Origin of the sequence: Rathayibacter sp. AY1E8 (assembly GCF_002931415.1) — a bacterium.
Classification (GTDB): Bacteria; Actinomycetota; Actinomycetes; order Actinomycetales; family Microbacteriaceae; genus Rathayibacter.
This window is the reverse complement of the sequence record NZ_PSVI01000009.1, coordinates 30025-53842: the sequence shown is the minus strand read 5'-3', so window position 1 is coordinate 53842 and position 23818 is coordinate 30025. Positions and strand designations below refer to the sequence as shown.

Sequence of the window (23818 nt, the reverse complement as noted above, 5' to 3'; positions counted from 1 at the left end):
AGGAGGCGCCGGCCGTTCTCCACGAAAGGCATCACGTGACGACAGCCACGACGGCTGCGGCGACGGCGCCCACCCGGCGACCGCGCGGCTCCGGGGGCGGACTCGGGCGCTACCTGCTCGTCCGCTTCCTGCTCATCATCCCCACCGTCTTCATCCTCGTGACGCTGGTGTTCCTCCTCATGCGCTCCACGGGCGACCCGATCACGGCGGCCCTCGGCGGCCGCCTGACCGCGGACCAGCTCGCCGAGCGTGTGGCCGCCGCCGGCTACGACCGGCCGCTGATCGTGCAGTACCTCGAGTACCTCGGCAAGCTGCTGACCGGCGACTTCGGCACCACCCTGAGCGACAACCGCCCCGTCACCGAGGTGCTCCTCACCTACGGCGCTGCGACGGTCGAGCTCGCCTTCTACGCCCTGATCGTGGCGTTCCTGGTCGGCATCCCGCTCGGGATGCTCGCCGCCTACCACCGCGACCGCACCCCCGACGCGGTGCTGCGCATCTTCGCGATCCTCTGCTACGCGACTCCGGTGTTCTTCGCGGGCCTGCTGCTGAAGCTGGTGTTCTCCGTCTGGCTGAAGTGGTTCCCCGTCGCCGGGCGCGCCTCGACGAGCACCGAGCTCTCGCTCCAGTTCCTCGAGAACAAGACCGGCATCTACCTGATCGACGCGATCCAGACCGGCGACCCGGCCGCGATCTCGGACGTGCTCTCGCACGCGGTGCTCCCCGCCGTCGCACTGGGACTGCTCACCGCGGGCATCTTCCTGCGCCTGGTGCGCACCAACGTGATCGGCACGCTCGGCACCGATTACGTGGATGCGGCGCGCTCGCGCGGCGTCAGCGAGTTCCGGCTCGTCCGCACCCACGCCTACCGGCCCGCGCTCATCCCGATCATCACCGTGATCGGCCTGCAGATCGCCCTGCTGCTCGGCGGCGCCGTCCTCACCGAGACCACCTTCGAGTGGAAGGGCCTCGGCTTCCAGCTCGCCGAGTACCTCCAGGCCCGCGACTTCGTGGCCGTGCAGGGCATCGTCGCCCTGCTCGCCGTCATCGTGGCGCTGACCAACTTCATCGTCGACGTCATCGCGGCGCTCATCGACCCGCGAGTGAGGTACTGAGCATGAGCACCACCTCCCCGGCGCGTCCGCGCCGTCGTCTCGTCGACCGTCTGCCGGTCGTCCACCAGCTCCGGCAGAGCGTCGGCCTCCAGCGGGGGATGCTCGTCACCGGCCTGATCATCACCGGCGCGTTCCTGCTGGTGGCCCTGTTCGCGCCCCTCATCGCGCCCTACGGATACTCGCAGCTGCGCTCGGGCGGCGAGTCGTTCGGCGCGCAGGAGCCGCCGAGCGCGGAGCATCTGCTCGGCACCACCGTGGGCGGCTACGACGTCCTCTCGCGAGTGATCTGGGGAGCGCAGACCGCGTTCCTCGTGATCGTCGTCGCCGTGGTCCTGTCGATCTTCCTCGGCGTCTTCCTCGGCCTCGTCTCCGGCTACCTCGGCGGCTGGCTCGACCGCGTGCTCGTCGTGATCTGCGACGCGATCTACGCGTTCCCGACCCTGCTGCTGGCGATCGTGATGTCGATCGTCATCTCCGGCGGGCAGTCGAACCTCTGGGCCGGCATCTTCGCCGCGGCGGTCTCGATCACCGTGGTCTACATTCCGCAGTACTTCCGCGTGATCCGGGCCGAGACCGTGCGGATCAAGGGCGACGCCTTCGTCGAGTCGGCGAAGGTCATCGGAGCGTCGACGCCGCGGATCATGTTCCGCCACGTCCTGCGGAACGCGACGCGCACGCTGCCGCTGATCTTCACGCTGAACTCCTCCGAGGCGATCCTGACCCTCGCGGGCCTGGGCTTCCTCGGCTTCGGCATCGAGCCGACGTCGGCCGCGGAGTGGGGCTACGACCTCAACAAGGCGCTGTCGGACGTCACGAGCGGCATCTGGTGGACCTCGGTCTTCCCGGGCCTGGCGATCGTGCTCGTGGTGCTGGGCATCACCCTCGTGGGCGAGAGCCTGAACGACCTCGCCGACCCGCGCCTGCGCGGTCGGCGCGCGGTGGCCGCCGGTGCCGGCGACGTCGCCGCGACGTCCGTCGTGCCGGGCGGCGTCCTCGCCGCCGACGGCCTGGAGACGCCGGGGCACGACCCCGTCGCCGGAGTGGAGGAGACGCGATGAGCGACCAGCGCATCGTCCGGGACGCCTCAGCGCGTCCGATCGTGGACATCACCGACCTCGAGGTCGCGTTCGCGAGCGACCGCGGCGCCGTCCGCGCCGTCGCCGGGGTGAGCCTGCGCGTCGAGCGCGGCGAGGTCCTGGCGATCGTCGGCGAGTCCGGCAGCGGCAAGACCGTGACCGCGAAGACCATCCTCGGCCTCCTGCCCGAGACGGCCACCGCCTCCGGAGTGGTCCTGCTCTCGAAGAAGGACGGCAGCGCGGCGACCGACGTCGTCTCCGTGCCCAAGGCCCGCCTCCGGGAGCTGCGCGGCACCGACGTCGCCATGGTCTTCCAGGAGCCGGGCACCGCCCTCAACCCGGTCTTCACGGTGGGCTGGCAGATCGCGGAGGGACTGCGCGCTCACGGCTCTGTCTCGAAGAAGGAGGCGCGCAAGCGCGCGGTCGACGTCCTGCGCACCGTCGGCATACCGGAGCCGGAGAAGCGGGTCGACTACTACCCGCACCAGTTCTCGGGCGGCCAGAAGCAGCGCGTCGTCATCGCGATGGCCCTGGTCCTGGATCCCGGCCTGATCGTCGCGGACGAGCCGACCACCGCGCTCGACGTGACCGTGCAGGCCGAGATCCTCGACCTGCTCCGCCGGTGCCGCGACGAGTTCGGCACCTCGATCGTGCTGATCACCCACAACATGGGCGTCGTCGCCGATCTGGCCGACCGCGTCGCCGTGATGTACCAGGGCGAGCTGGTCGAGGAGGCGACGGTCTCCGAGCTGTTCTCGGCGCCGAAGGCCGAGTACACGAGGAAGCTCCTCGCCGCCGTCCCGCACGTGGGCCAGGGCGTCGAGCGCGCCCGCGTCCGCGCCGTCGAGCGCGCCGAGGCCCCCGAGGCCGAGACGCTCGTCGCCGCCGAGGGCCTGCGGATCCAGTACCCCGGCCGGCTCGGCCGTCCCGGCTTCGTCGCGGTCGACGGCGTCTCGCTGCGCATCCGAGCCGGCGAGGTGCTGGGCCTAGTCGGCGAGAGCGGCTCGGGCAAGACCACCATCGGGCGCGCCATCGCGGGCCTGACGCCGGTGACCGGCGGGTCGCTGAAGGTCCTCGGCAAGGAGATGCGCGGCATCCGCGAGCGCGCCTTCCGGCCGGTCCGCGGCGACATCGGCTTCGTGTTCCAGGACCCGGCGTCGAGCTTCAACCCGCTGCTCACCATCGCGGAGTGCGTGGCCGAGCCGCTGATCGTGCACGGGCGGGCCGGCGACGCCGCCGGGGCGCGCTCGCGCGTCGACGAGCTCCTGGAGGCGGTGCAGCTGCCGCGCTCCTACGGCGACCGCTACCCGCACGAGCTCTCCGGCGGCCAGCGCCAGCGCGCCAGCCTCGCCCGGGCCCTCGCCCTCGAGCCGAAGCTGCTGATCGCCGACGAGCCGACCTCGGCGCTCGACGTGTCGGTGCAGGCCCGCGTGCTCGAGCTGTTCGCCGAGCTGCAGCGCGAGTTCGGCTTCGCCTCGCTGTTCATCAGCCACGACCTCGCCGTGGTCGACCTGCTCGCCGACCGCATCGCGGTGCTCTACCGCGGCGAGCTGGTCGAGGAGGGGACGGGGGCCGAGGTGCTCGCCGCGCCGAAGCACCCCTACACGCAGCGCCTGCTCGCCTCCCTGCCCGTGCCCGACCCGGTCGAGCAGGCCTCGAGGCGCGAGCTCCTGCGCAGCATCGTCGAGGCGGAGCGCCGGGCGTGAGCCGGACCGCCGAGGATCAGGCCCCCATCGTCGTCGACGACCTCAGCGTCGAGTACCCGCCGCGCGGCATCAGCCGCCGGTGGACGGCGCTGCGGGGAGTGAGCCTCCGCGTGGAGCCGGGGGAGGTGCTCGGGATCCTCGGAGGCAGCGGCTCGGGCAAGTCCACGCTCGCGCGCGTGCTCGGCGGCGACGGCCTGGGGCACGACGGAGGCCGCACGCGCCCGGTGATCATCGGAGGGGACGCGACGGTCGCGGGGCACCGCCTCCGCTCGCTCCCCGCCCGCGAGCTCAAGCGCTTCACCGTCGACGTCGCGCATCTCGCGCAGGACGCCGGAGCGGCCCTCCGCCCCGAGCTGACCGTCTCGGAGCTGATCGCCGAGCCGATCTTCCTCCGCGACCGCCACTACGACCCGAAGGCCGCGGCGGTGCGGGTGGCGACGCTGCTCGACTCCGTGCACCTGCCGCTGTTCCTGCTCGACCGCTACCCCTACGAGCTCTCCAGCGGCCAGCGCCAGCGCGTGGCCGTGGCCCGCTCGCTCGTGCTCGGGCCGAAGGTGCTGATCGCCGACGAGCCGACCTCGGGCATCGACGCGACGGTGCGCGAGTCGATCGTCGACCTCCTCGCCGACCTGCGGCGCCGGGAGGGATTCGCGGCCGTCGTGGTCAGCCACGACATCGACGTGCTGAGCCGGGCGACCGACCGGATCGCCGTGCTCGTCGGCGGCGAGATCGTCGCGTACGGGCCGCTGCTGGACGTGCTGATCGAGGCCCGGCACCCCTACGTGCGCGAGCTCGGAGCGGCCTTCGCCGAGTACGAGCGCTTCGACGCCTCCCGAGCGCAGCGCGTCGAGGCGGCCGACCAGTGACCGTCCCGCGCGTCGCGGTGCTCCCGCGGCCGAAGCCGGTGTTCGCCGAGGCGGTCGAGTCGGGCGGGGGAGTGGTCGTCGGACTCGACGGGAGTCCGGACGCGCTGCTCTGGCTGTCCTACGGCCGCACGGACGAGCTGGCCGCTGTGCTGGAGGAGCACCCGTCGATCCGCTGGGTGCAGCTGCCCTGGGCCGGCGTCGACGTCTTCGCGCCCGTGCTCGCCGCGTCTCGCGCGGACGTGGTCTGGACCAGCGCCAAGGGCGCCTACGCGGAGCCGGTGGCGGAGCACGCGCTCGCGCTGGTGCTCGCCCTCCTGCGCTCGCTGCCGGAGCGGGCGCGCGCCGCGTCGTGGGGGCCGAAGAAGGCGGTCACGCTGCACCGCGCCTCCGTGGTGATCGTCGGAGCAGGAGGGATCGCTCGCGAGCTCCTGCGGCTGCTCGCCGTCTTCGACTGCCGGGTGACGATCGTCCGCCGCGGAGACGAGCCGGTGGAGGGCGCGGCCCGCACCCTGCCGGCGTCGCGGCTCGCCGAGGCCGCGGCGGACGCCGACGTGCTGGTCCTTGCCGCCGCCGCCACCGCGGGCACGGAGCGGATGGTCGACGCGGGTCTGCTCGCGCGGCTCCCCGCCCACGCCGTGCTCGTCAACGTCGCCCGGGGGAGCCTCGTCGACACGGACGCGCTCGTCGCGGCCCTCGCCGAAGGCCGTCTCGCGGGCGCCGCGCTCGACGTGACGGACCCCGAGCCGCTGCCGGACGGGCATCCGCTCTGGAGCGAGCCCCGGTGCCTGATCACGCCCCACAGCGCGGACACCCCCGAGATCACCGCGCCGCTCCTGGCCGAGCGCGTGCGCGCCAACGTGGCCGCCTGTGCCGCCGGCGGGCCGTTCGTCGGCCGCGTCGACCCGGGCTCCGGCTACTGAGTGCGCGCCCGATTTTGCGTTCGCGGAGAGTTTGCTAAAGTAGTACCGCGCTGATCGCCTCCGGGCGGTCGGATGATCCTCGATAGCTCAATTGGCAGAGCAATCGGCTGTTAACCGGTAGGTTCTTGGTTCGAGTCCAAGTCGGGGAGCGAAGGGTCCGGGACTCCACTCTCGGGCCCTTTTTTCGTGCCCGCGAGCGGTCGCCCTCGAGGGCCCACCCGCTCGGACCGACGATCGGAGGGGCGATGCGCGAGGACGTGCTCGCTCTCCTGCGCCGCCGCCCCGACGTCGAGGCGCCGGATCTCGTCGCCGTCGACGCCAGTGACCGTCTGCTGCTCGACCTCGCCGCCGATCGCGGCCGCCTCGCCGTGATCGGGGACGCCTACGGGGCACTGAGCCTCGGCCTCGCCGCCGACGGCCGTGCCGTGCGCGTCGTGCAGGACTCGATCACCGCCGAGCGCGCTCTCGCGCAGAACCTCGAGACGGTGCGGGGGTCGGGCGTCGATCTCGCGCCGATCGAGATCGTCGACTCCGTCGCGGAGGCCGTCCGCGACGCCGACGCGGTGCTCCTGCGCCTGCCGCGCTCGCTCGACGCGCTGGCCGCCGTCGCGGCCGGGACCGCACTCGCGAACCCGGCGGCGACCCTGATCGGCGCCGGCCGCATCAAGCACATGACCCGCACGATGAACGACGTGCTCGCCGTGCGCTACGAGCGGATCGACGTCTCCCTCGCCCGGCAGAAGTCGCGCGCCCTGCTCGCGAGCGGCGCGCTCCCCGACCAGCCGCCCGCGCCAGGGCCCGAGCGGCGCCGTCTGGACGAGCTCGACCTCGAGGTCGTCGCACTGCCGGGAGCCTTCGCAGGTGCACGACTGGACCTCGGCACCCGCGCCCTCCTCGCCGCCCTCGATCTCGACTCCCTCCCCGCGGGCACCGCACTCGACCTCGGCTGCGGAACCGGCGTGCTCGCCGCCGTGGTGGCCCGGGCCCGCCCCGACCTCGCCGTGACCGCGACGGACACCTCGCGTGCCGCGGTCGAGTCCGCCCGGGCGACTGCGGCGGCCAATGGGCTGGCCGTCCGCGTCCTCCGCGACGACAACGCCTCGACTCTGGAGGCGTCCTCCGTCGACGTCGTGCTCTGCAATCCGCCGTTCCACTCCGACGGAGCCGTCACCGACCTCGTCGCCCGGCGCATGCTGCGCGCGGCCGGCCGCGTGCTGCGCCCCGGAGGCGTGCTGTGGACGGTCTTCAACTCCCACCTCGCGCATCCGGCCGAGCTGCGCCGCGCGGTCGGGCCGACCACGGTGGTGGCGCGCGACCGCCGCTTCACCGTCACCCGCTCCGTGCGCTCCGACGGCTGAGTACGGCTCCGCAACCCCCTCCGCGGCCTCAGGTCCGCTGTCCGCGGCGCGGGTACGATCTCTCTCCGGCGCTCCTGTGCCGAACCCGTCCCGTCCCCCCGGAGGCCGTCGTGCTCGAAGTCGTCCTCGTCCTCGCCCTGATCGCCCTGGTCGCGGTCGTCGTGCTGTGGCGCCGCGCCGTCGGCGCCGAGCGCCGTGCCGCCGAGAGCCGTGCGGAAGAGGCGGCGCGCGTCGTCCGCCTCGAGCTGGCGGTCGGCGAGCAGGAGGCGAGGCTCCGCATCGTCGGCGAGCTCGAGCAGCTCGCGGTCCGCAGCGCCGCGCACGTCGTCGAGGAGGCCGAGAGCGTCCGGCTCACGATCGACCGCGACCCCGCCGCAGCCGCGCGGTCGGCGCAGCGTGCCGTGCGGGCGGCCGAGGCCTCGATGGCGCAGCTGCGCCGCATCGCGACCGTCGCCTCCGTCGATCCGGGGGAGCTGCCGCGCACCGGCGGCTCCGTCCCCCTGATCGAGGGCGCCCGCGAGCGAGGCCTGAGCGTCCGCGAGGAGTCGTTCGGCGAGCCGTTCCCGCTGCAGGACGGCGCCGAGGTGGCCGTGCTCCGGGTGCTCGAGTACGCCTTCGACTCGGCGCTGGAGACCGGCGGCGCGGGGACCGAGGTCCGCATCAGCTCCCGATGGACGACCACCGGCCTCCGGGTGGAGGTCGACGACGACCGCGAGCAGCACGGCGCTGCGGAGCAGGACGCCAGCGCTCTCGAGGCGGATCTGCGCTCGCTCACCGAGCGCATCGACAGCCCCGCGCTCGCCGAGCTGCGCGAGCGGGCCGCCCTCTTCGGCGGTGACGTGACCGAGAAGCGGACGCCCGGCGTCGGCCGGAGCGTCACCGCCTCGTTCCCCGCGATCCGCCACCACAACGGCGTGCACGGGGTCGACCTGGCCTGAGTCAGTCCTCGAGGTGCTCCACGCCGGGCAGCCACGAGACGCCGGGGCCGCCCCAGCCGCGCTTCCGGGTGATCTTCGCGACCGCCTTGTGGTAGTCGTGCTCGAGGCGGTCGATGTAGAGCACGCCGTCGAGGTGGTCGAACTCGTGCTGGAACACGCGGGCGAACCAGCCGTCCGCGACGATCTCGAACGGCTCCTGCTCGAGGTCGACCGCGCGGAGGATCGCCCGCTCGGAGCGGCGGAGCGGGAAGCGCTCGCCGGGGAAGGAGAGGCACCCCTCCGACTCCGTGTCCTCGTCCGCCTCGCCGAGCGGGGTCGGCGTGACGAACAGCTCGGGGTTGATCGCGACGCCGCGGCGGGGGGTGCCGTCGTCGTCGGCGTAGTCGTAGACGAACAGGCGCAGCGGGACGCCGACCTGCGGGCCGGCGAGGCCGACTCCGGGGGCGGTGTCCATCGTCTCGAACATGTCGGCGACGAGGGTGCGCAGCGCATCGTCGAACTCGGTGACGGGGGCGGCGGGGGAGTGCAGGACGGGGTCGCCGGCGATGCGGATGGGGAGGACGGCCATGGGGGACAGGGTACCGCGGGGCCGCCGACCGGGTCCGCGAGGATCATCCGCTGGGCTCAGCCCCTCACCCGTGCGTCGGAGGACTCCCGGAGGCGTTCTGGGTAGGGTCGACCCCATGCCCGCCGATCTCGCCGAACTCCTCAACGACCCGGCGAAGTTCATCGGCATCCCGATCGCTCTCGTGGGCGCGGTGTTCCTCTCCCTCGGCGCGCAGTTCCAGCACCGGGGAGTGGCGAAGGTGGAGCGGTTCTCGAAGCGCTCCGGCTCCTCCGGGCTCAGCGGCGGCCAGCTGGTCGCGCTGCTCTCGCGCCCCTCGTGGGTGATCGGCACCCTGCTCCTGGGTCTCGCGATCGTCTTCCAGCTGACGAGCCTCGGCTTCTCCCCGCTCATCGTGGTGCAGCCGCTCGGAGCGGTGGCGCTCGTGATCACCGCGGTCGTCAACGCGCGGGTCAGCCGGGTGCGCCTGAACGCGGCGTCGATCCGGGCGATCGTGCTGTGCGTCGGAGGCGTCGGCACGTTCGTCCTCGTGGCGGCGTTCAACGCGGTCGACAAGTCCATCCAGACGCCCGAGCTCATCACGATCCTCGTGATCCTCGCCGTGGTGCTCACGGTCTTCGTCATCGCCTTCCGCGTCTTCCGTCGCGGAGCGAAGGCGATCTTCTACATCGTGGGCGCCGGAGTGGTCTACGGCTTCGTCGCGACTCTCGCGAAGGTCGTGCTCAACCGCATCAAGTACGGCGAGTTCGACCCGCTGACGGTGGTCTGCATCGTGGCGCTCCTGGCCGCGACCGCGCTCGGCGGGTACTTCGTTCAGAACGCCTACTCCTCCGGCCCGCCGGACCTCGTCGTCGCGGGCCTCACCGTCATCGACCCGCTGGTCGCCGTCGCGATCGGCATCGTCGTGCTCGGGGAGGCGCAGTACGCGGCCCCGTGGGCGATCCCGCTCTTCATCGCGGCCGGTGCCGTCGCCATCTACGGCGTCTTCCTCCTCGCCAAGCACCACCCGCAGGCGCGCTGACGGCGCGGGATCCCGAGTGGTGAGGAGTCCTCTGCCTACAATGGGTCCGCGCCGAGAGCCACGAAACCGACCGACCTCCGCCGATCGCTCCCTTCTCTCCCCGAGCGGCACGACACCGATAGGAACTCCCGTGTCAGATCCCCGCGACGCGTCCCGACCGGGATCGCCCGACTCCCGACCGCTGACGGTCGTGATCGGCTGCGACACCTTCGCTCCCGACGTGAACGGAGCCGCGAAGTTCGCCGAGCGCCTCGCCGCCGGTCTCGCGCAGCGCGGCCACGAGGTCCACGTCGTCGCCCCCTCGGCCGACGGCTGGAGCGGCACCCGGGTCGAGACGCACGAGGGCCAGCGGATCATCGTGCACCGGCTCTACAGCTGGCGCTGGTACCCGCACGACTGGCTGCGCTTCGCGATGCCGTGGCGCATCCGGCAGAACAGCGCGCGCATCCTCGACGAGGTGAAGCCCGACGTCGTGCACTTCCAGTCGCACATCATCGTCGGCCGCGGCCTCGGGATCGAGGCGGCCAAGCGCGGCATCCGCATCGTCGGCACGAACCACTTCATGCCCGAGAACATGCTCGAGTTCACCCTCCTGCCGAAGGCCGTGCAGGCCAAGGCCGTGGCGATGGCGTGGCGGGCCGCGCGCCGCACCTTCGGCCGGGCGGAGGCGGTCACCACGCCGACCCGCAAGGCCGCGCAGTTCCTCGAGAAGTACACGGGCCTCCGGGGCGTCCACGCCATCTCCTGCGGCATCGACGCCGACAACTACACGCCCGACTTCTCGGCCCGCGCCGGCGACTCGATCCTCTTCGTCGGCCGCGTGACCGGCGAGAAGCACATCGACGTCCTGCTCCGCGCGGTCGCCCTGCTCGATCCGGCGCTCGACGCGAAGCTCGAGATCGTCGGCGGCGGCGACCAGATGCGCAACCTCCAGCAGCTCGCCGCGACCCTCGGCATCGCCGACCGCGTCCGCTTCACCGGCTACGTCTCGGACGCCGAGCTCAAGGAGGCGTACACCCGCGCCACCGTGTTCGCCATGCCGTCCATCGCCGAGCTGCAGAGCATCGCGACGATGGAGGCGATGGCCTCGGCCCTCCCCGTCGTCGCCGCCGACGCGATGGCCCTCCCGCACCTCGTGCACGACGGCGAGAACGGCTACCTCTTCGCTCCGGGCAGCGCCGAGGCCCTCGCCGAGCGCCTCACCGCCGTGCTCACGGCCGATCAGGAGGACCTCGAGGCGATGAAGCGCGCCTCCCTCCGCATCGTCGCCTCGCACGACATCAACCGCACGATCAGCACCTTCGAGAGCCTGTATCGTGGGGAGCCGGTGGCCGATCCGGCCTCCGACGCAGCGTCCGCACCCGCCGCCACCTGACGGCCGCTCGGACGGCCGCCGCGGGGCGTTAGCTCAGCCGGTCAGAGCAGCGGACTCATAATCCGTCGGTCACGGGTTCAAGTCCCGTACGCCCTACTCCGCTCCACCCGCGGTCGTTCCTCCTCTCCAGCGCCGGGTCGGGCCTCCACCTGATGTCGTTCTCGTCGGAGCGGATGGTCCGGCCCCGTCAGGCCGACGGGCCGTGCCTCAGGACGGCGCCGACGCGGTCCTCGCCGGCACGCCGACCGCGGACGAGTCGGAGGCGACGTCGCGGACGACGACGGCGCCGGCTCCGATCCGCACACGGTCGCCGACGGTCACGTCCCCGACGATCGTCGCGCGGGCTCCGATGTAGACGTCGTCGCCGATGACGGGGGTACGGCCCTTCGACTCGCCGATGGTGACGCCGTGGTAGATGAACGCGTTCCTCCCGATGACCGTGCGCGGGTGCAGGATCACGCCGCGGCCCCAGTGGGGGAGTCGCAGGCCGGGCCCGACCTGAGCGGTCGGCGGCAGCTCCGCTCCGACGATCATGCGGGTCCAGACGAGGTCGGCGAGGCGGTAGACGAGGTGGAGGGGGAGTCTGGTCCTCCGAGAGCTCGAGTACTGCCCGAGTCGGAGGACGAGGACGGTGAGCCGGTCGGAGGCGTGGCCCTTGGCGGCCAGGTCCGCGCGGACGACGGCTCGGAGTTCGGCGAGATCCATGCTCCCAGTCTGGGTGGGAGCCTCGCGGGCGGGGCCGGGCCGTCGGAGATCGTCCGAGGCGTGGCGAGCATTCGCGAGCGGACGACGCGGTGGCGCGATGCGCTAGCACGTCCCGACGCGCCGCGCCCGTACTGGCCGCTCCCCGCTCGACGTGATTGCCTGATCCTGTGCCTGACCTTCCGATGTTCCCGCTCGGCTCCGTGCTCCTGCCGCACATGCCGCTCCCGCTCCGGCTGTTCGAGCCGCGGTACCTGCGGATGCTCGGCGACGTCCTCGAGGACGAGACCCTCGCGTTCGGCGTCGTGCTCATCGAGCGCGGCCAGGAGGTGGGCGGCGGCGACCAGCGGTTCGCGGTCGGTGCCCGCGCGCGCATCCTGAACATCGACGGGGCGGAGTCGTTCGTCACGCTCGACTCGGTCGGCGAGGAGCGCTTCGAGGTCGTCCGCTGGTACGAGGACGACCCGTACCCACGCGCCGAGGTCCGGCTCCTGCCCGATCTGGAGTGGGACGAGAAGCACGCCCCCGCGCTGGCCGCGGCGGAATCGGCGGTCCGCACGGCACTGGCGGTCGCGAGCGAGTTCGTCGAGCAGCGCTACGGCGCGGTCGTCGAGCTCGCCGAGGATCCGGCCGCGCACGCCTGGCAGCTCGCCGGCGTCGCACCGGTCACCGAGCTCGACCGCCTCGCGTTCCTCCGCAGCTCCACCATGGAGGAGCTGCTGGAGTCGGTCCGGGAGCGCTCCGCCGAGGCGACCGAGTCGTTCCGCGCCGGCTGGGCCTGAGCCCCGTCCCGGCGTCCCACGACGAGCCCGTCAGTCCTCGAGGCGGACGCCGCGCTCCTCCGCCAGCTTGACCAGGTCGTCGACGACCACGAGCGCCATCCGCACCGAGCGGTCGCGGCGGTACTCCTCGTCGTCCGGGTCGATCCGCGAGGTGCGGTCGAGGGTCTCCTCGATCGACTGGGCGAGCTCGCGCCACGCGTCCTGACGGGCGTCGTCGACGAGCGTCGCGAGGTACTCCTCGTCCTGCGCACGCCTGTGGAGGGAGTCGGCGACCAGGAGCGAGAGCCGCTCGCGGTGGTCGAGGTTGTCGACGTCGGCCGAGCGGTAGTCGTGCACGTGGTCGGAGCGGCCGCCCACCGAGGTCACGTCGGCGGCGATGCCGCGCAGGCGCTCGGCGGCTGCCTCGGACTCGCGCGCCAGCTTCTCGAGCTCCTCCGCGGCGACGACGGAGTAGCGGCCCGAGTCGAAGGGGACGTCAGCACCGAGGCCGTCCATCAGCACACGGTTCTTCACGGCCATCCGGCTCGCGTACTGCGCGAGCATCAGGCCCTCCTCGGCGGCCTCCTCGACGGAGGCGGGCTCGCGCGACGGGTTCTCATCGGGGTCGTACGGCTCCATCTTGAACCTGCGTCGACGCCGGAACCACACGTGCGTCACCTACATCCCGGAGCAGGCGCCCCGCCCGCCGGAGCACCTCTTCGAGAGTACCCGGCGGGCGGGCGCCGTGGTCGGCGGCTCAGGCCTCGCGCCAGTCGTCCTGCCGGAGGTGGGAGCCGGCCTGCGGCCCCATCTGCAGCATCCCGCCGTCCACGACGTACGAGGATCCGGTGATGTAGGAGGCGGCGGGAGAGGCCAGGAAGGCGACTACCGCCGCGATCTCGCGGGCGTCGCCGGGGCGGCCGAGGGGGATGCCGGGGCGGTCGATCGTGACGGGGTCCACATCCTCGGCGTCGTTCATCGGCGTCGCGATCTCCCCGGGGGCGACGGCGTTGACGGCGATGCCGAGGGAGCCGAGCTCGAGTGCGGCGACCTTCAGCAGGCCGCCCAGCCCGTGCTTGGCGGCGGTGTAGGCGACGGAGCCGACCCGCGGCTGGTGCTCGTGGACGCTGGTGACCGCGATGATCCTGCCGCCCTTTCCCTGGGCCGCCATGCGCCGCGCGGCGCGCTGGAGGCAGACGAACGCTCCGTCGAGGTTCAGGGCGACGGTCGAGCGCCAGCTGTCGAGGCTCTGAGGAAGGGCTCGCCTCCGCCTCCGCCCGCATTGCTGACGGCGACGTCGAGCCCGCCCAGTCGATCCGCGAGGTCGTCGATCACGTCGCCCGCGCCCTCCAGATCCGTCGTGTCGAGGCGCGCGATCTCGGCGCGCCGGCCGAGGGAGCGAATCTCCTCCGCCGTGCCCTGCGCGCCCTCCTCGTCGCTGTGCCAGGTGATGCCGACGTCCATGCCCGCCTCGGCCAGTGCCACCGCGGTCGCCCGGCCGATGCCGGAGTCAGAGGCGGTCACCAGTGCACGGGTGGGCCGGAAGTCTCGAGGTCCCTGGGTCATGTCGTCTCCTGTCTCGATCGGGCCGCCGATCCGGCGGACACGGGTCGATCCCATCAGGGGATCCGACGCGCTCTGGAGCCGGTTGACAGGTCCGGGCTCGCGCGAGACGCGTGGCGGTGTCCCCGCTGAGCGCCCCGATCGCGTTGACTGGGCGGATGGATCACCGGCGCATCTCGGTCGTCGTCCCCGTGAAGGACGACGCCCGCCACCTCGAGCAGCTGCTCGAGCTCCTCCGCGAGCAGACGCTCGCTCCGTTCGAGATCGTCGTCGTCGACGACGGGAGCACCGACGACAGCGCCGCCGTCGCGCGAGCGGCGGGCGCGCGGGTGGTGCGGCACGACGGAGCCGGGATCCCGGCGAGCACGGCGCACGGCTTCGACGAGGCGCACGGCGACGTCCTCGCACGGCTCGACGCCGACTCCCGCCCGGGACCCGACTGGCTGGCGCGCCTGGCCGGCCACTTCGCCGATCCCGAGGTCGGAGCGGTGACCGGTCCCGGACGCTTCGACGAGCTCGGCCCGATCGCCCGGGTGATCGCGCGGGTCGCCTACATGGACGCCTACTTCGTGCTGATGGGGTCGGCGCTGGCCAACTGGCCGCTCTTCGGCTCCAACTGCGCCGTCCGCCGGTCGGCGTGGGAGGAGATCGCGGAGGAGATGCACCGGCACGACGCCTACGTGCACGACGACGTCGAGATCAGCGTGCACCTGGGACTCAGACACCGGATCGTGCTCGACCGCCACCTCGAGGTCGGCATCTCGGCCCGCCCCTTCGGCGCCTTCGCGGACATGCTCCGCCGGTTCGACCGCGCTCTCCACACGCTGGCGCGGCACCCCGGGATGGGGTCGTCCCTGCAGCGCTGGACGCACCGGGTGCGCCGCACCCACCGCGACCGCCTGCGAGCGACGGCCGCGGCGCGCCGCTCCGGCTGACGACGAGAACCGACGGCGCCGCCTGAAGGCTAGGGCTGGGCCGCGTCCGGCCGGGCCGCGTCGGGCTCGGCCTCCGCCGCCCGATCCTCTCCGGGCGCGGTGCGCCCCTCCTTCGGCATCGCCCAGACCGCAGCGAGCATGCCCACGGCGAGGACCGTGAGCGCGATGCAGACGAAGCGGGTGCCCTCGGCGAGGTCCGCCGGTGCGGGGACGCCGCCGCCCGCCTTCGCGTTCACGATCGCGCCGAACACGGCCACGGCGACGGCGCTGCCGATGTTCCGGGCGAAGAAGTTGGTCGAGGAGACCACTCCGCGCTCGTTCCAGTCGACGCTCGACTGCGCCCGGATCAGCGTCGGAGTCGCCACGAGCCCCATGCCGGCGCCGATCAGCACGCAGAAGCCGGCGATCTCCCACAGCGTCGAGGAGGCGCCGAGCAGGACGGTCAGCGCCGTGCCGATCACGACGAGCCCCGCTCCGAGGAAGCCCGTGTTGCGGAAGCCGATGCGCAGGTAGAGCCGGCCCGACAGGCTCGCCGCGACCGGCCAGCCGAGCGTCATCGCCGCGACGGCGAAGCCCGCGCCGAGGGCGGAACTGCCGAGCACGCCCTGCGCGAAGGTCGGGAAGTACGAGGTGACGCCGAGCGTGATCGCGCCGACGGACACCGAGACCAGGCTGGTCGAGATCAGCACGCGCCGCGTGAGGAACCAGAGGGGGAGCACCGGGGCGGCAGCTCGCCGCTCGATCGCGACGAAGCCGGCGAACGCGAGGGCCGAGACGACGAACACGCCGACTCCGGCGGGGGAGAGCCACGGCCAGGCGCTGCCGCCCTCGAGCAGCCCGAGGATGAGCAGCGCGGTACCCACGGCGAGCACGGAGGCGCCCGCCACGTCGATCCGCTGCTTCTCGCCCCGCGTGGTCTCGCGGAAGCTGCGGATCAGGAGGAACGCCGCCAGGAGGCACAGGGGGATGTTGACGAGGAAGATGCCGCGCCAGGCGCCCAGGTCCGAGAGCACGCCGCCGAGGGTCGGCCCGACGACAGAGGAGATGCCCCAGACGCTCGCGAGGTAGCCCTGGGTCTTCGCACGCTCGGCGACCGTGTAGATGTCGCCGGCGATGGTGATGCCCATCGGCTGGATCGCTCCGGCCCCCAGGCCCTGCAGGGCTCGGAACGCGATCAGCGCGGGCATGCTCCAGGCGAGGCCGCACAGGAGCGAGCCGACCAGGAACAGGGCGATGCCGATCAGCATGATGGGCTTGCGCCCGATCACGTCGGCGAGCTTGCCGTAGAGGGGGACCGAGACCGCCTGGGCCAGCAGGTAGATCGAGAACAGCCAGGGGAACTGCTCGAAGCCCCCCAGGTCGGCGACGATGGACGGCACGGCCGTCGAGAGGATCGTGGCGTCGAGGGCGACCAGAGCGGTCGAGATCATCAGGGACAGCAGGATCGGGCCGCGCTCCGAGCGCAGTCCGACACTCGCGCGGGTGGGGGCGTCGGTCACTCTGCCCAGGCTATTCCACAGCCGGGGGATGGAAGCGGGGAGGAGAGGATCCGCTCCAGGGCTCGGTAGACTGGTGGCATGGAACTCGTTCTCTGGCTCGTCGTGTCCGCCATCGCCGGTGTCGGCCTCGTCTCCGGAGTCGCGGCTCTCATCGCCATGACGCGGGCGCCCTGGTCGGCCGACAAGTAGCCGCCCGGCCGGCCTCGCGCCGGCACTACTCGTAGATCCGCACCACGCTCCACTGCAGCTCCGTCGACGCGACCACGTCGAGCACGAACGCTCCGCCGGTCGCGAGGTCCGTCGCCTGGAAGCGCCAGCCGCCGATGCTCACCGGTGTGCGCCCGAACGTCGGCGGGAACCCCTCGAGGGGCGCCCACCACTCGCTCGTGCAGGTCCACACCGTCGGCCGGTCGGTCACCAGGTAGCTCCCGCCCCGCCACTCGAGCGCGATCGGCACTCCCTCGCCGTCGGTCGAGACCAGCGCCGTCTCGTCGATCACCGCCATCGTCGTGCTCCCGTTCACTCGCCGGACCCGGTTGGCCGTTCGAACATGTGTTCGATAGTCTGCGAGTGTACGCCGCGGCGCTCGTGCTCGCCACGGCCGCGGATCGACCGGTGGGAGGCGCGATGATCGAGTGGAGTCCGCTCCAGATGCTGCGCAGCAGCGGGCAGGACGAGTGGGTGATGGTCGACGCCCTGCGCACCGGCCGGATCGGCCTGGTGCGGCGCATCGAGACCGGCCCGTACCGCGAGACCTGGTTCCGCGCGGTGACCTGGGCGGCCGAGCCGGAGAGGCGGACGCTCGTGGGCTACTCCCGCTCGATGGACACCATCGCGGCCGCCCTGTGGGCCCATCAGCCGCCGACGGCGCAGGAGAAGCCCTTCCCCGGCTACCCGCCCTCGCGGCCGTCGCCGTGACTCCTTCAGCGAGAGGGGCCCTGCCGTCCCCGCGACGGCGGCCTCCGTGTCCGCCACGGGGGAGAATGGCCCGATGCTCCTCGCACTCGTCGGCGGCCCCACGGGGGCGTGGCGGGCGGTCGACCCCGTCGGCGGCGCCGAGGCCGGGAGCGGCAGGGGGCCGGCCGAGCTGGCGGCGTTCGTCCGGGAGCGGGAGCCGGAGCGCCCGCGCTGGGTCTGGGACGACACCGCGCGCTGGTACCCCGCACTGCTGTCGGCCGGGGTGGTCGTCGCCCGGTGCCACGACCTCCGGCTGGCCCGCGCGATCCTCCGCCGCTCGGTCTCCGCCGCCTCATCGGCTCTCGCGCGCTCGCCCCTCGACCCGTGGGACGAGGGAGCCGCGGCCCCCGCCGCGCAGGACACGCTGATCGGGTTCGAGGAGGCGGCGGGCGGCTCCGACGAGCTCGACCCCGTCCTCGAGCTGGCCCGGCAGGAGGAGGCGCTCTCCGGCGCCGCCGAGGCCGGCCGGCTCCGCCTGCTGCTCGCCGCCGAGTCCGTCGGCGCCCTGATCGCTCGCGAGATCGCCCACGCGGGGCTGCCGTGGCGCGCCGATGTGCACGACCGGGTGCTCACCGGGATGCTCGGCCCCCGCCCGCTCTTCGGCGGCCGCCCGGCCCTGCTGGAGGCGCTGGCCGACCGCCTGCGCGACGAGCTCGGCGCGCCCGAGCTCAACCCCGACTCGCCGGCCGAGCTCCTCAAGGCGCTGCGGCGCGCGGGGCTGCCGGTCGAGTCGACGCGCTCCTGGGAGCTGCAGTCCCTCGAGCACCCCGCGGTGCCGCCCCTCCTGGAGTACAAGAAGCTCTCCCGGCTGCTCACCGCTAACGGCTGGGCCTGGCTCGACGCGTGGGTGCGCGACGGCCGGTTCCGGCCGGAGTACGTGGTGGGCGGCGTCGTCACCGGCCGCTGGGCGACCTCGGGCGGAGGGGCGCTGCAGCTGCCGCGGCAGATCCGCGCCGCGGTCACCGCGGATCCGGGCTGGAGCCTCGTGGTCGCGGATGCCGCGCAGCTCGAGCCGCGCATCCTCGCCGCGCTCTCGGGCGACTCGGCCATGGCCGCCGCCGGGCGGGGCCGCGACCTCTACCAGGGCATCGTCGACGCCGGCGTGGTCCCCGACCGGCCGAGGGCGAAGGTCGCGATGCTGGGGGCGATGTACGGGGCGACGAGCGGGGAGGCCGGGCGGCTGCTCCCGAGGCTCGCCCGTGCCTACCCGCGCTCGGTCGCGCACGTCGAGGCGGCGGCTCGGGCGGGGGAGCGCGGCGAGAGCGTCTCGACGTGGCTCGGGCGCAGCTCGCCTCCCGGCCCCGAGGGGCTCTCGGCCGATGCGGCGCGGGCACGCGAGTGGGGACGCTTCACCCGCAACTTCGTGGTGCAGGGGACCGCGGCCGAGTGGGCGCTCTGCTGGATGGGCGAGCTGCGGGCGCGACTGCGCGCCGAGGGCGGCGCGGTCGGCCGGGCGCACCTCGTCTACTTCCTGCACGACGAGGTGATCGTGCACGCTCCCGCCGACGTCGGCGAGCGGGTCACCGCGATCGTCCGCGAGGCGGCGGTGCGCGCCGGACGCTCGCTCTTCGGAGAGGGCGAGGTCGACTTCCCGGTCACCGTAGCCGTCGTCGACTCCTACGACCAGGCGAAGTGAGACGCGGGATCAGTACCAGTGCGGCGAGCGGTTGTTCCAGCTCGACCACGCGTTGCAGGGCGAGCCGTAGGCGCTCTTGATGTACGAGAGACCCCAGTCGACCTGCGTCGCCGCGTTCGTCTGGTAGTCGGCTCCCGAGTTGGCCATCTTGCTCGCCGGGAGGGCCTGCGGGATGCCGTAGGCGCCGGAGGAGCGGTTCAGCGCGTTCCAGCGCCACCCCGACTCGCCGTTCCACAGCGGGATGAGGCACCGGTCGACCTGGTCGGCGCCCCAGCCGAAGCGGCCGACAGCGGTGCGGGCGTAGGCCTGGGCCTGCGCGGGGGAGAGGCCGTCCGTGCGTCCGGCGTAGGTGCCGAGGGCGGCGATGGTCTTGGCGGAGCTGTTGCGCGCGCCGGTCGGGTCGTCGTCGCCGAGCTCGACCGGGCCGCCTCCTCCGCCGCCTCCGCCTCCGCTGTTGGAGGGCGCTGCCGGAGCGGCGGCCGCGGCGGGAGCCGACGCGGCGCGCTGGCGGGCGGCCTCGGCCTCGGCGGCGAGGCGGGAGAGCCGCTGCTGCTCCTCGAACGCCGACTTCGCGTCCTGGCCGTCGGCGTACTCCCGCTCGATCTCGGCGGTGGTGTTCTTGAGCGAGGCGAGCTGGGTGTAGAGCTCCTGGCTGTACTTCTCCTGGTCGGCGACCTTGGCGTCGGCCTCGGCCTGAGCGGAGCGGGCGGCCGAGAGCGCGTCGGCCGCGGCGGTGGCGAGGGAGACGCGCTCGCCCCGGGCCTGCTCGGCCTGAGCGGCGAGGGAGACGGCCTGGTTCTCGGTCGACTGCGCCGCGGTCTGGAGCCGGCTGGTCTGCTGGGTGAGTTGCGTCATGGTGCCGAGGCGGTAGAGCAGCTCGCTCGACTCGTCGCCGCCGATGAGGAGGTTGAGCGTCGCATCGGTCCCGCCGTTGCGGTAGAGCTGCGCGGCGAGACGGCCGGCCTGCTCCTTCGCGGCGTCGGCGTCCGAGCGGGCGGCGGAGGCGCGCTCCTCCAGGGCGCTCACGCGCTGGGTCGCCTCGTCGAGAGCGCTCTGCGCGGCGTCCGCCTCGGCGGCCCGGCTGATGGCGGCGTCGGTGAGGGCGGCGGCCTGGTCGCGCAGGTCGGCGAGGAAGGCGGTGATGCGGTCGACCTCGGCGGCGGTGGCGCTCTCGCTCGACTTCGCGGCCTCCACATCGGACCACGAGGGGTAGTCGGACGGGTCGTAGGCGGCGGACGCGGAGAGCGGAGCGGCGAGGGCGGCGCACAGGACGAGGACCGTGCCCGCTCCGGCGGCGACGAGGCGCCGGCGCGCCCGGGAGGGGACGCGGAGACCGAGGGGGGTGCGGGACATGCGAACCACCCTAGGCGACGGCACCCGCGCCTGTCTCGTCCTAGCTCGAGGCTCGACGGCCCCGACGGGGACGCTCGAGAGCGTATCCGCGGACGCCCCGTCCCGGCCCGTCGCCCGTGAGCTCGTCGCGAGCCGCCTCGAGGAGGCGCCGCAGGGCCTCCTCCCGCACGCCGGCGGCGATCGCGGCGAGGCGGCGCTGCGGGTGCGCGTCCTCCTCCTCCGCCTGCTCGTCGGCGGTGGCGGGCAGCGAGCTCTCGTACGCGTCGAGGACGGCGGCGAGGTCGGCGCCGGACAGGCTCGAGGCCAGCAGCACCCGGTCGAGGACGTCGTCCCAGTCCTCCTCCGGGGACGCTCCGTCACCCGTCAGCCAGGCGGCCGCCTCCGCGCGGCCCTCGTCGGTGAGCGCGTGCAGGGGGAGGCCGTCGTCGGTGGACCCGGCCGAGACGACGAGGCCCCGCTCGCGCAGGCGCTCGAGCGTCGAGTAGATCTGGCCGACGTTGACCCGGGGCCGGTGCGCGGCACGGTCGAGGAGCTCGGCGTGCAGCTGGAGGCCGTAGGCGGGGCCGAGCGTGAGCAGGGCGAGCAGGCCGTCGCGGACGGACACGGTGCTCCTCCCGGCGGGCGTCTGGCGGTGTGCGGCGTCCGGCGGCGCGGACGACCCGAGTATAGGCAGGAGCCGCCTACGGCCGGTCGAGCAGGCGCGGCGAGCCGCCTTGACGGAGGTCCGCCGCTCCTGCATGATCGGGCGTGGTGGCACGTCCACCGTCATAATCGAAGAAGGCGCACCGCAGAGTGTTCCGTGGTCCGGGTCGTTGGGGAAGACGCACCGGGACGAACGGAGGACACCATGGTGGCGCAGCAGACTCGGGGTGTGCTCTTCGTGCACTCCGCCCCCCGCGCGCTCTGCCCCCACCTCGAGTGGGGGACAGGTCGCGCCCTGGGTCGTGCCGTGAACTTCGCCTGGATCGAGCAGCCCGTGCTCCGCAGCACACTGCGCGCCGAGTTCGCCTGGGAGGGCCCGGTCGGAACCGGTGCCGTCATCGCCTCCGCTCTCCGCGGCTGGGCCGACGTCCGCTACGAGGTCACCGAGGAGCCCTCGCCCGGCGTCGACGGCGGCCGCTGGATGCACACGCCCGAGCTCGGCATCTTCTACGCCCAGACCGACAGCGCGGGCAACACCGTCGTGCCCGAGGACCGCATCCGCTCCGCCATGGAGCTCGCCGGCGCCGACCCCATCGAGCTGCACCGCGAGCTGCGCCTCGCCCTCGGCCAGGCATGGGAGGACGAGCTCGAGCCCTTCCGCTACGGCGGCGACTTCGCCCCCGTCGTCTGGATGCACGGGGTCGGCTGAGTTCGTTCGACGCCGCTCCTCGCGCGGCGTCGCGCAGTCGGCTCGGTCGGGTGGTCGGGTTCCGTGGAGCGGCTTGCGTCCGGCGACGCCGATCCGCTGGCACGCGGATCGGCGGATACGCCTCGCGGGGGCCGCTCGCTCCCGCACCCCTGAACCAGGCGGCCAGCGGACCCCCGTTCCGGCAGAGGCCCGCCTCGAAGTCGCGCCGTCGCCTCGCGGTTGCCGCTCGCTGGCACGTCGACCAGACGGTCGGCGGAGCACCGCGTTCCGGCGGAGGGCGTCGGAAAGCTCGTGGAGCCGCCCGCACCTCTGTTGCGCACGACGCCGACGGCCCGAGTAATGGCGAGTCGCACGCTCCCCACGAGCGCAGCCGCCCTGATCCGAGCATCCGACCCGAGTCGCGGCGAAGCCCGCGCTCCCCTCGAGCACAGCTGCTTGAACCGAAGCTTTCGACCCGAGTCGCGGCGAAGCCCGCGCTCCCACCCGGACAGCTTCCGCGATCGGAGTATCCGACGCGAGTCGCGGCGAAGCCCGCGCTCCCACCCGGACAGCTTCGTTGATCCGAGCATCCGACCCGAGCCGCGGCGAAGCCCGCGCTCCCCACCAGCACGGCGTGCTCACCAGCCCGCACCAGACGGCGGCGCAGATCCCTCGCGGCACGAGGCGTATCCGGGGATCCGCGTTCCAGCGGATCACCGTCGCCGCACCGCACCGGCCCTCGGAAACCCCGCCCCCCTCCCCAGCGGACGCGCCTGCGCCGCGCAAGGAGCGGCGCAGCCCGCTTTCCGCACGGTGGAGCGGGGCTACGCCCCGCTACACCGTCCGGAAAGCGGCAACAGCATTGTGCCCCCCGAACCCGAACGAGTTCGAGATGGCGACCAGCGGTCCGTCGCCGAGGGCGCGGGGGCTGGTGACGACGTCGAGGGGGATCTGGGGGTCCTGCTCGAAGAGGTTGATGGTGGGGGGTGCGGTGCGCTCGTGGAGGGCGAGCACGGTGAAGATGGCCTCGAGCGCGCCGGTGCCGCCGAGGAGGTGGCCGGTGGACGCCTTGGTCGCGGAGACGGCGATGTTCGGGAGGTGGTCGCCGAAGACGCGCAGCAGGGCGCGGTACTCGGCGATGTCGCCGACCGGGGTGCTCGTCGCGTGGGCGTTGACGTGGGTGACGTCGGTGAGCGCGGCTCCGGCCTGCTCGAGGGCGCCGATCATGGCGCGGGCGGCGGCGGAGCCCTCGGGGTCCGGCGCCGTGATGTGGTACGAGTCGCTGGTGACGGCGCCGCCGGCGAGCTCCGCGTAGATGCGGGCTCCGCGGGCGAGGGCGTGCTCCTCGGTCTCGAGGATGAGCGTCGCGGCGCCTTCTCCGAGGACGAAGCCGTCGCGGGAGACGTCGTAGGGGCGCGAGGCGGTCGCCGGGTCGTCGTTGCGGCGCGAGAGGGCCTGCATCGACGCGAAGGCGGCGATCGGGAGCGGGTGGACGACCGACTCCGTGCCGCCGGCGACGACCACGTCGGCGAGGCCGAGCTGCATGTGCTCGTAGGCGTTCGCGAGGGCCTCGGTGCTGGAGGCGCAGGCCGACACGTCGGTGCGGGCGTAGGCGCGGGAGGGGATGGCCATGCTGATGGCGGCGGCGGCCGCGTTGGGCATGAGCATCGGGATGGTCATCGGGAGGACCCGGCGGGGACCGCGCTCGCGGAGGGTGTCCCACGCGTCGACGAGGGTCCAGAGGCCGCCGATGCCGGTCGAGTAGTCGACGCCCACGCGGAGCGGGTCGACGTCGGTGATGCCGGAGTCGGCCCAGGCCTCGCGGGCCGAGATGAGCGCGAACTGGCTGGAGGGGTCGAGGCGCTTCGCCTCGGGGCGGGAGAGCACCTCCTCCGGGCGGACCTTGGCCTGGGCGGCGAAGGTGACCGGGATGTCGTACTGGGCGACCCAGTCCTGCTCGAGGGAGCGGACGCCTGATTCGCCGGCGAGGAGTGCGTTCCAGGACTCCCGGGCGGTCCCGCCGAGGGGAGTGCTGGCACCGATTCCGGTGACGACGATCTTCTTGGTCATGACGAGCTTCTCTGTTCCGTGTGGGTGGGTGCCGGGCTCACCCCGGCCGACGATCGCCGGCCGGGGTGTCCG

At 73.3% G+C, this 23818-nt stretch carries 22 protein-coding genes, 2 tRNA genes and 1 pseudogene; 16 read left to right on the top strand and 9 right to left on the bottom strand.

Annotated features, from left to right (window positions below; translation table 11 throughout):
* The first annotated feature begins 35 nt into the window (after window positions 1-35).
* The 8 genes from C5C74_RS04215 to C5C74_RS04180 all read left to right on the top strand — a co-directional run bounded on the left by C5C74_RS04215 (window position 36) and on the right by C5C74_RS04180 (window position 7979).
* Entirely contained in the window at window positions 36-1115 is a 1080-nt protein-coding gene (locus C5C74_RS04215) for an ABC transporter permease (RefSeq protein WP_104223444.1), read from the top strand.
* Window positions 1116-1117: 2 nt separating this feature from the next.
* Window positions 1118-2173 carry an ABC transporter permease gene (locus C5C74_RS04210; protein ID WP_104226685.1) on the top strand — a complete coding sequence of 352 codons (1056 nt, stop codon included), beginning with the start codon at window positions 1118-1120 and terminating at the stop codon, window positions 2171-2173.
* A complete protein-coding gene (locus C5C74_RS04205; protein ID WP_104308348.1) occupies window positions 2170-3897 on the top strand; it encodes an ABC transporter ATP-binding protein in 1728 nt (575 codons plus the stop codon). The genes C5C74_RS04210 and C5C74_RS04205 overlap by 4 nt, the downstream gene beginning before the upstream one ends.
* Window positions 3894-4763 (top strand): ATP-binding cassette domain-containing protein, encoded by an 870-nt coding sequence (locus tag C5C74_RS04200; RefSeq protein WP_258064093.1) that lies wholly within the window; start codon window positions 3894-3896, stop codon window positions 4761-4763. Before C5C74_RS04205 ends, C5C74_RS04200 begins: the two co-directional genes overlap by 4 nt.
* Window positions 4760-5683, top strand: a complete 924-nt coding sequence (locus C5C74_RS04195; protein WP_258064092.1) for an NAD(P)-dependent oxidoreductase — start codon at window positions 4760-4762, stop codon at window positions 5681-5683. Before C5C74_RS04200 ends, C5C74_RS04195 begins: the two co-directional genes overlap by 4 nt.
* Before the next feature lie 76 nt (window positions 5684-5759).
* A tRNA-Asn gene (locus C5C74_RS04190) sits at window positions 5760-5832 on the top strand.
* Window positions 5833-5928: 96 nt separating this feature from the next.
* The gene (locus C5C74_RS04185; protein WP_104297521.1) at window positions 5929-7041 is read left to right on the top strand and encodes a class I SAM-dependent methyltransferase; all 1113 of its coding nucleotides are present in this window, start codon (window positions 5929-5931) and stop codon (window positions 7039-7041) included.
* A gap of 110 nt (window positions 7042-7151) precedes the next feature.
* On the top strand, window positions 7152-7979 hold the full coding sequence (locus tag C5C74_RS04180) for a hypothetical protein (protein ID WP_104319732.1): 828 nt from the start codon (window positions 7152-7154) through the stop codon (window positions 7977-7979).
* Window position 7980: 1 nt separating this feature from the next.
* Here the strand turns inward: C5C74_RS04180 and def are convergent, their stop codons facing one another.
* Entirely contained in the window at window positions 7981-8547 is a 567-nt protein-coding gene (gene def, locus C5C74_RS04175) for a peptide deformylase (protein ID WP_104351029.1), read from the bottom strand.
* A 115-nt stretch (window positions 8548-8662) separates the two neighbouring features.
* Between def and C5C74_RS04170 the strand changes: the two genes are divergently transcribed.
* The 3 genes from C5C74_RS04170 (at window position 8663) to C5C74_RS04160 (ending at window position 11036) form a co-directional block, all read left to right on the top strand.
* On the top strand, window positions 8663-9565 hold the full coding sequence (locus C5C74_RS04170) for a DMT family transporter (RefSeq protein ID WP_104223451.1): 903 nt from the start codon (window positions 8663-8665) through the stop codon (window positions 9563-9565).
* A 130-nt stretch (window positions 9566-9695) separates the two neighbouring features.
* The gene (locus C5C74_RS04165) at window positions 9696-10940 is read left to right on the top strand and encodes a glycosyltransferase (protein WP_258060483.1); all 1245 of its coding nucleotides are present in this window, start codon (window positions 9696-9698) and stop codon (window positions 10938-10940) included.
* A gap of 22 nt (window positions 10941-10962) precedes the next feature.
* Window positions 10963-11036: transfer RNA gene (locus tag C5C74_RS04160), tRNA-Ile, on the top strand.
* Window positions 11037-11147: 111 nt separating this feature from the next.
* On the opposite strand, the gene C5C74_RS04155 is transcribed toward C5C74_RS04160, so the two are convergent.
* Window positions 11148-11645: a serine acetyltransferase gene (locus C5C74_RS04155; protein ID WP_104351027.1), complete on the bottom strand. Its 498-nt coding sequence runs from the start codon at window positions 11643-11645 to the stop codon at window positions 11148-11150.
* Window positions 11646-11812: 167 nt separating this feature from the next.
* Here C5C74_RS04155 and C5C74_RS04150 point away from each other — a divergent pair, with 167 nt between their 5' ends.
* Window positions 11813-12424 (top strand): LON peptidase substrate-binding domain-containing protein, encoded by a 612-nt coding sequence (locus C5C74_RS04150; RefSeq protein ID WP_244229436.1) that lies wholly within the window; start codon window positions 11813-11815, stop codon window positions 12422-12424.
* A gap of 30 nt (window positions 12425-12454) precedes the next feature.
* Here C5C74_RS04150 and C5C74_RS04145 read toward each other — a convergent pair whose 3' ends face one another.
* Window positions 12455-13042, bottom strand: a complete 588-nt coding sequence (locus C5C74_RS04145; protein WP_104351026.1) for a hypothetical protein — start codon at window positions 13040-13042, stop codon at window positions 12455-12457.
* 118 nt (window positions 13043-13160) lie between these two features.
* Window positions 13161-13969 (bottom strand): annotated as a pseudogene (locus C5C74_RS04140) (SDR family oxidoreductase).
* Between the two features lie 155 nt (window positions 13970-14124).
* Here C5C74_RS04140 and C5C74_RS04135 point away from each other — a divergent pair.
* Entirely contained in the window at window positions 14125-14901 is a 777-nt protein-coding gene (locus C5C74_RS04135) for a glycosyltransferase family 2 protein (protein WP_104223456.1), read from the top strand.
* A 29-nt stretch (window positions 14902-14930) separates the two neighbouring features.
* Here C5C74_RS04135 and C5C74_RS04130 read toward each other — a convergent pair whose 3' ends face one another.
* Window positions 14931-16331, bottom strand: coding sequence for an MDR family MFS transporter (locus C5C74_RS04130; protein WP_104351043.1), 1401 nt, complete (start codon window positions 16329-16331; stop codon window positions 14931-14933).
* A gap of 283 nt (window positions 16332-16614) precedes the next feature.
* Complete coding sequence (locus C5C74_RS04125; protein WP_146083006.1) at window positions 16615-16923, bottom strand: hypothetical protein; 309 nt, start codon at window positions 16921-16923, stop codon at window positions 16615-16617.
* A 47-nt stretch (window positions 16924-16970) separates the two neighbouring features.
* Between C5C74_RS04125 and C5C74_RS04120 the strand changes: the two genes are divergently transcribed.
* On the top strand, window positions 16971-17318 hold the full coding sequence (locus C5C74_RS04120) for a hypothetical protein (protein ID WP_104223458.1): 348 nt from the start codon (window positions 16971-16973) through the stop codon (window positions 17316-17318).
* A gap of 73 nt (window positions 17319-17391) precedes the next feature.
* Window positions 17392-18993 carry a bifunctional 3'-5' exonuclease/DNA polymerase gene (locus tag C5C74_RS04115; protein ID WP_104351024.1) on the top strand — a complete coding sequence of 534 codons (1602 nt, stop codon included), beginning with the start codon at window positions 17392-17394 and terminating at the stop codon, window positions 18991-18993.
* Window positions 18994-19002: 9 nt separating this feature from the next.
* On the opposite strand, the gene C5C74_RS04110 is transcribed toward C5C74_RS04115, so the two are convergent.
* Window positions 19003-20346: a hypothetical protein gene (locus tag C5C74_RS04110; RefSeq protein ID WP_258064091.1), complete on the bottom strand. Its 1344-nt coding sequence runs from the start codon at window positions 20344-20346 to the stop codon at window positions 19003-19005.
* Between the two features lie 40 nt (window positions 20347-20386).
* Entirely contained in the window at window positions 20387-20950 is a 564-nt protein-coding gene (locus C5C74_RS04105) for a PadR family transcriptional regulator (protein ID WP_181074586.1), read from the bottom strand.
* A gap of 243 nt (window positions 20951-21193) precedes the next feature.
* On the opposite strand from C5C74_RS04105, the gene C5C74_RS04100 reads away from it, so the two are divergent.
* Window positions 21194-21697: a DUF3145 domain-containing protein gene (locus C5C74_RS04100; RefSeq protein ID WP_104226674.1), complete on the top strand. Its 504-nt coding sequence runs from the start codon at window positions 21194-21196 to the stop codon at window positions 21695-21697.
* Window positions 21698-22510: 813 nt separating this feature from the next.
* Here the strand turns inward: C5C74_RS04100 and C5C74_RS04095 are convergent.
* On the bottom strand, window positions 22511-23746 hold the full coding sequence (locus C5C74_RS04095; RefSeq protein WP_104226673.1) for a beta-ketoacyl synthase: 1236 nt from the start codon (window positions 23744-23746) through the stop codon (window positions 22511-22513).
* Window positions 23747-23818: the final 72 nt, after the last annotated feature.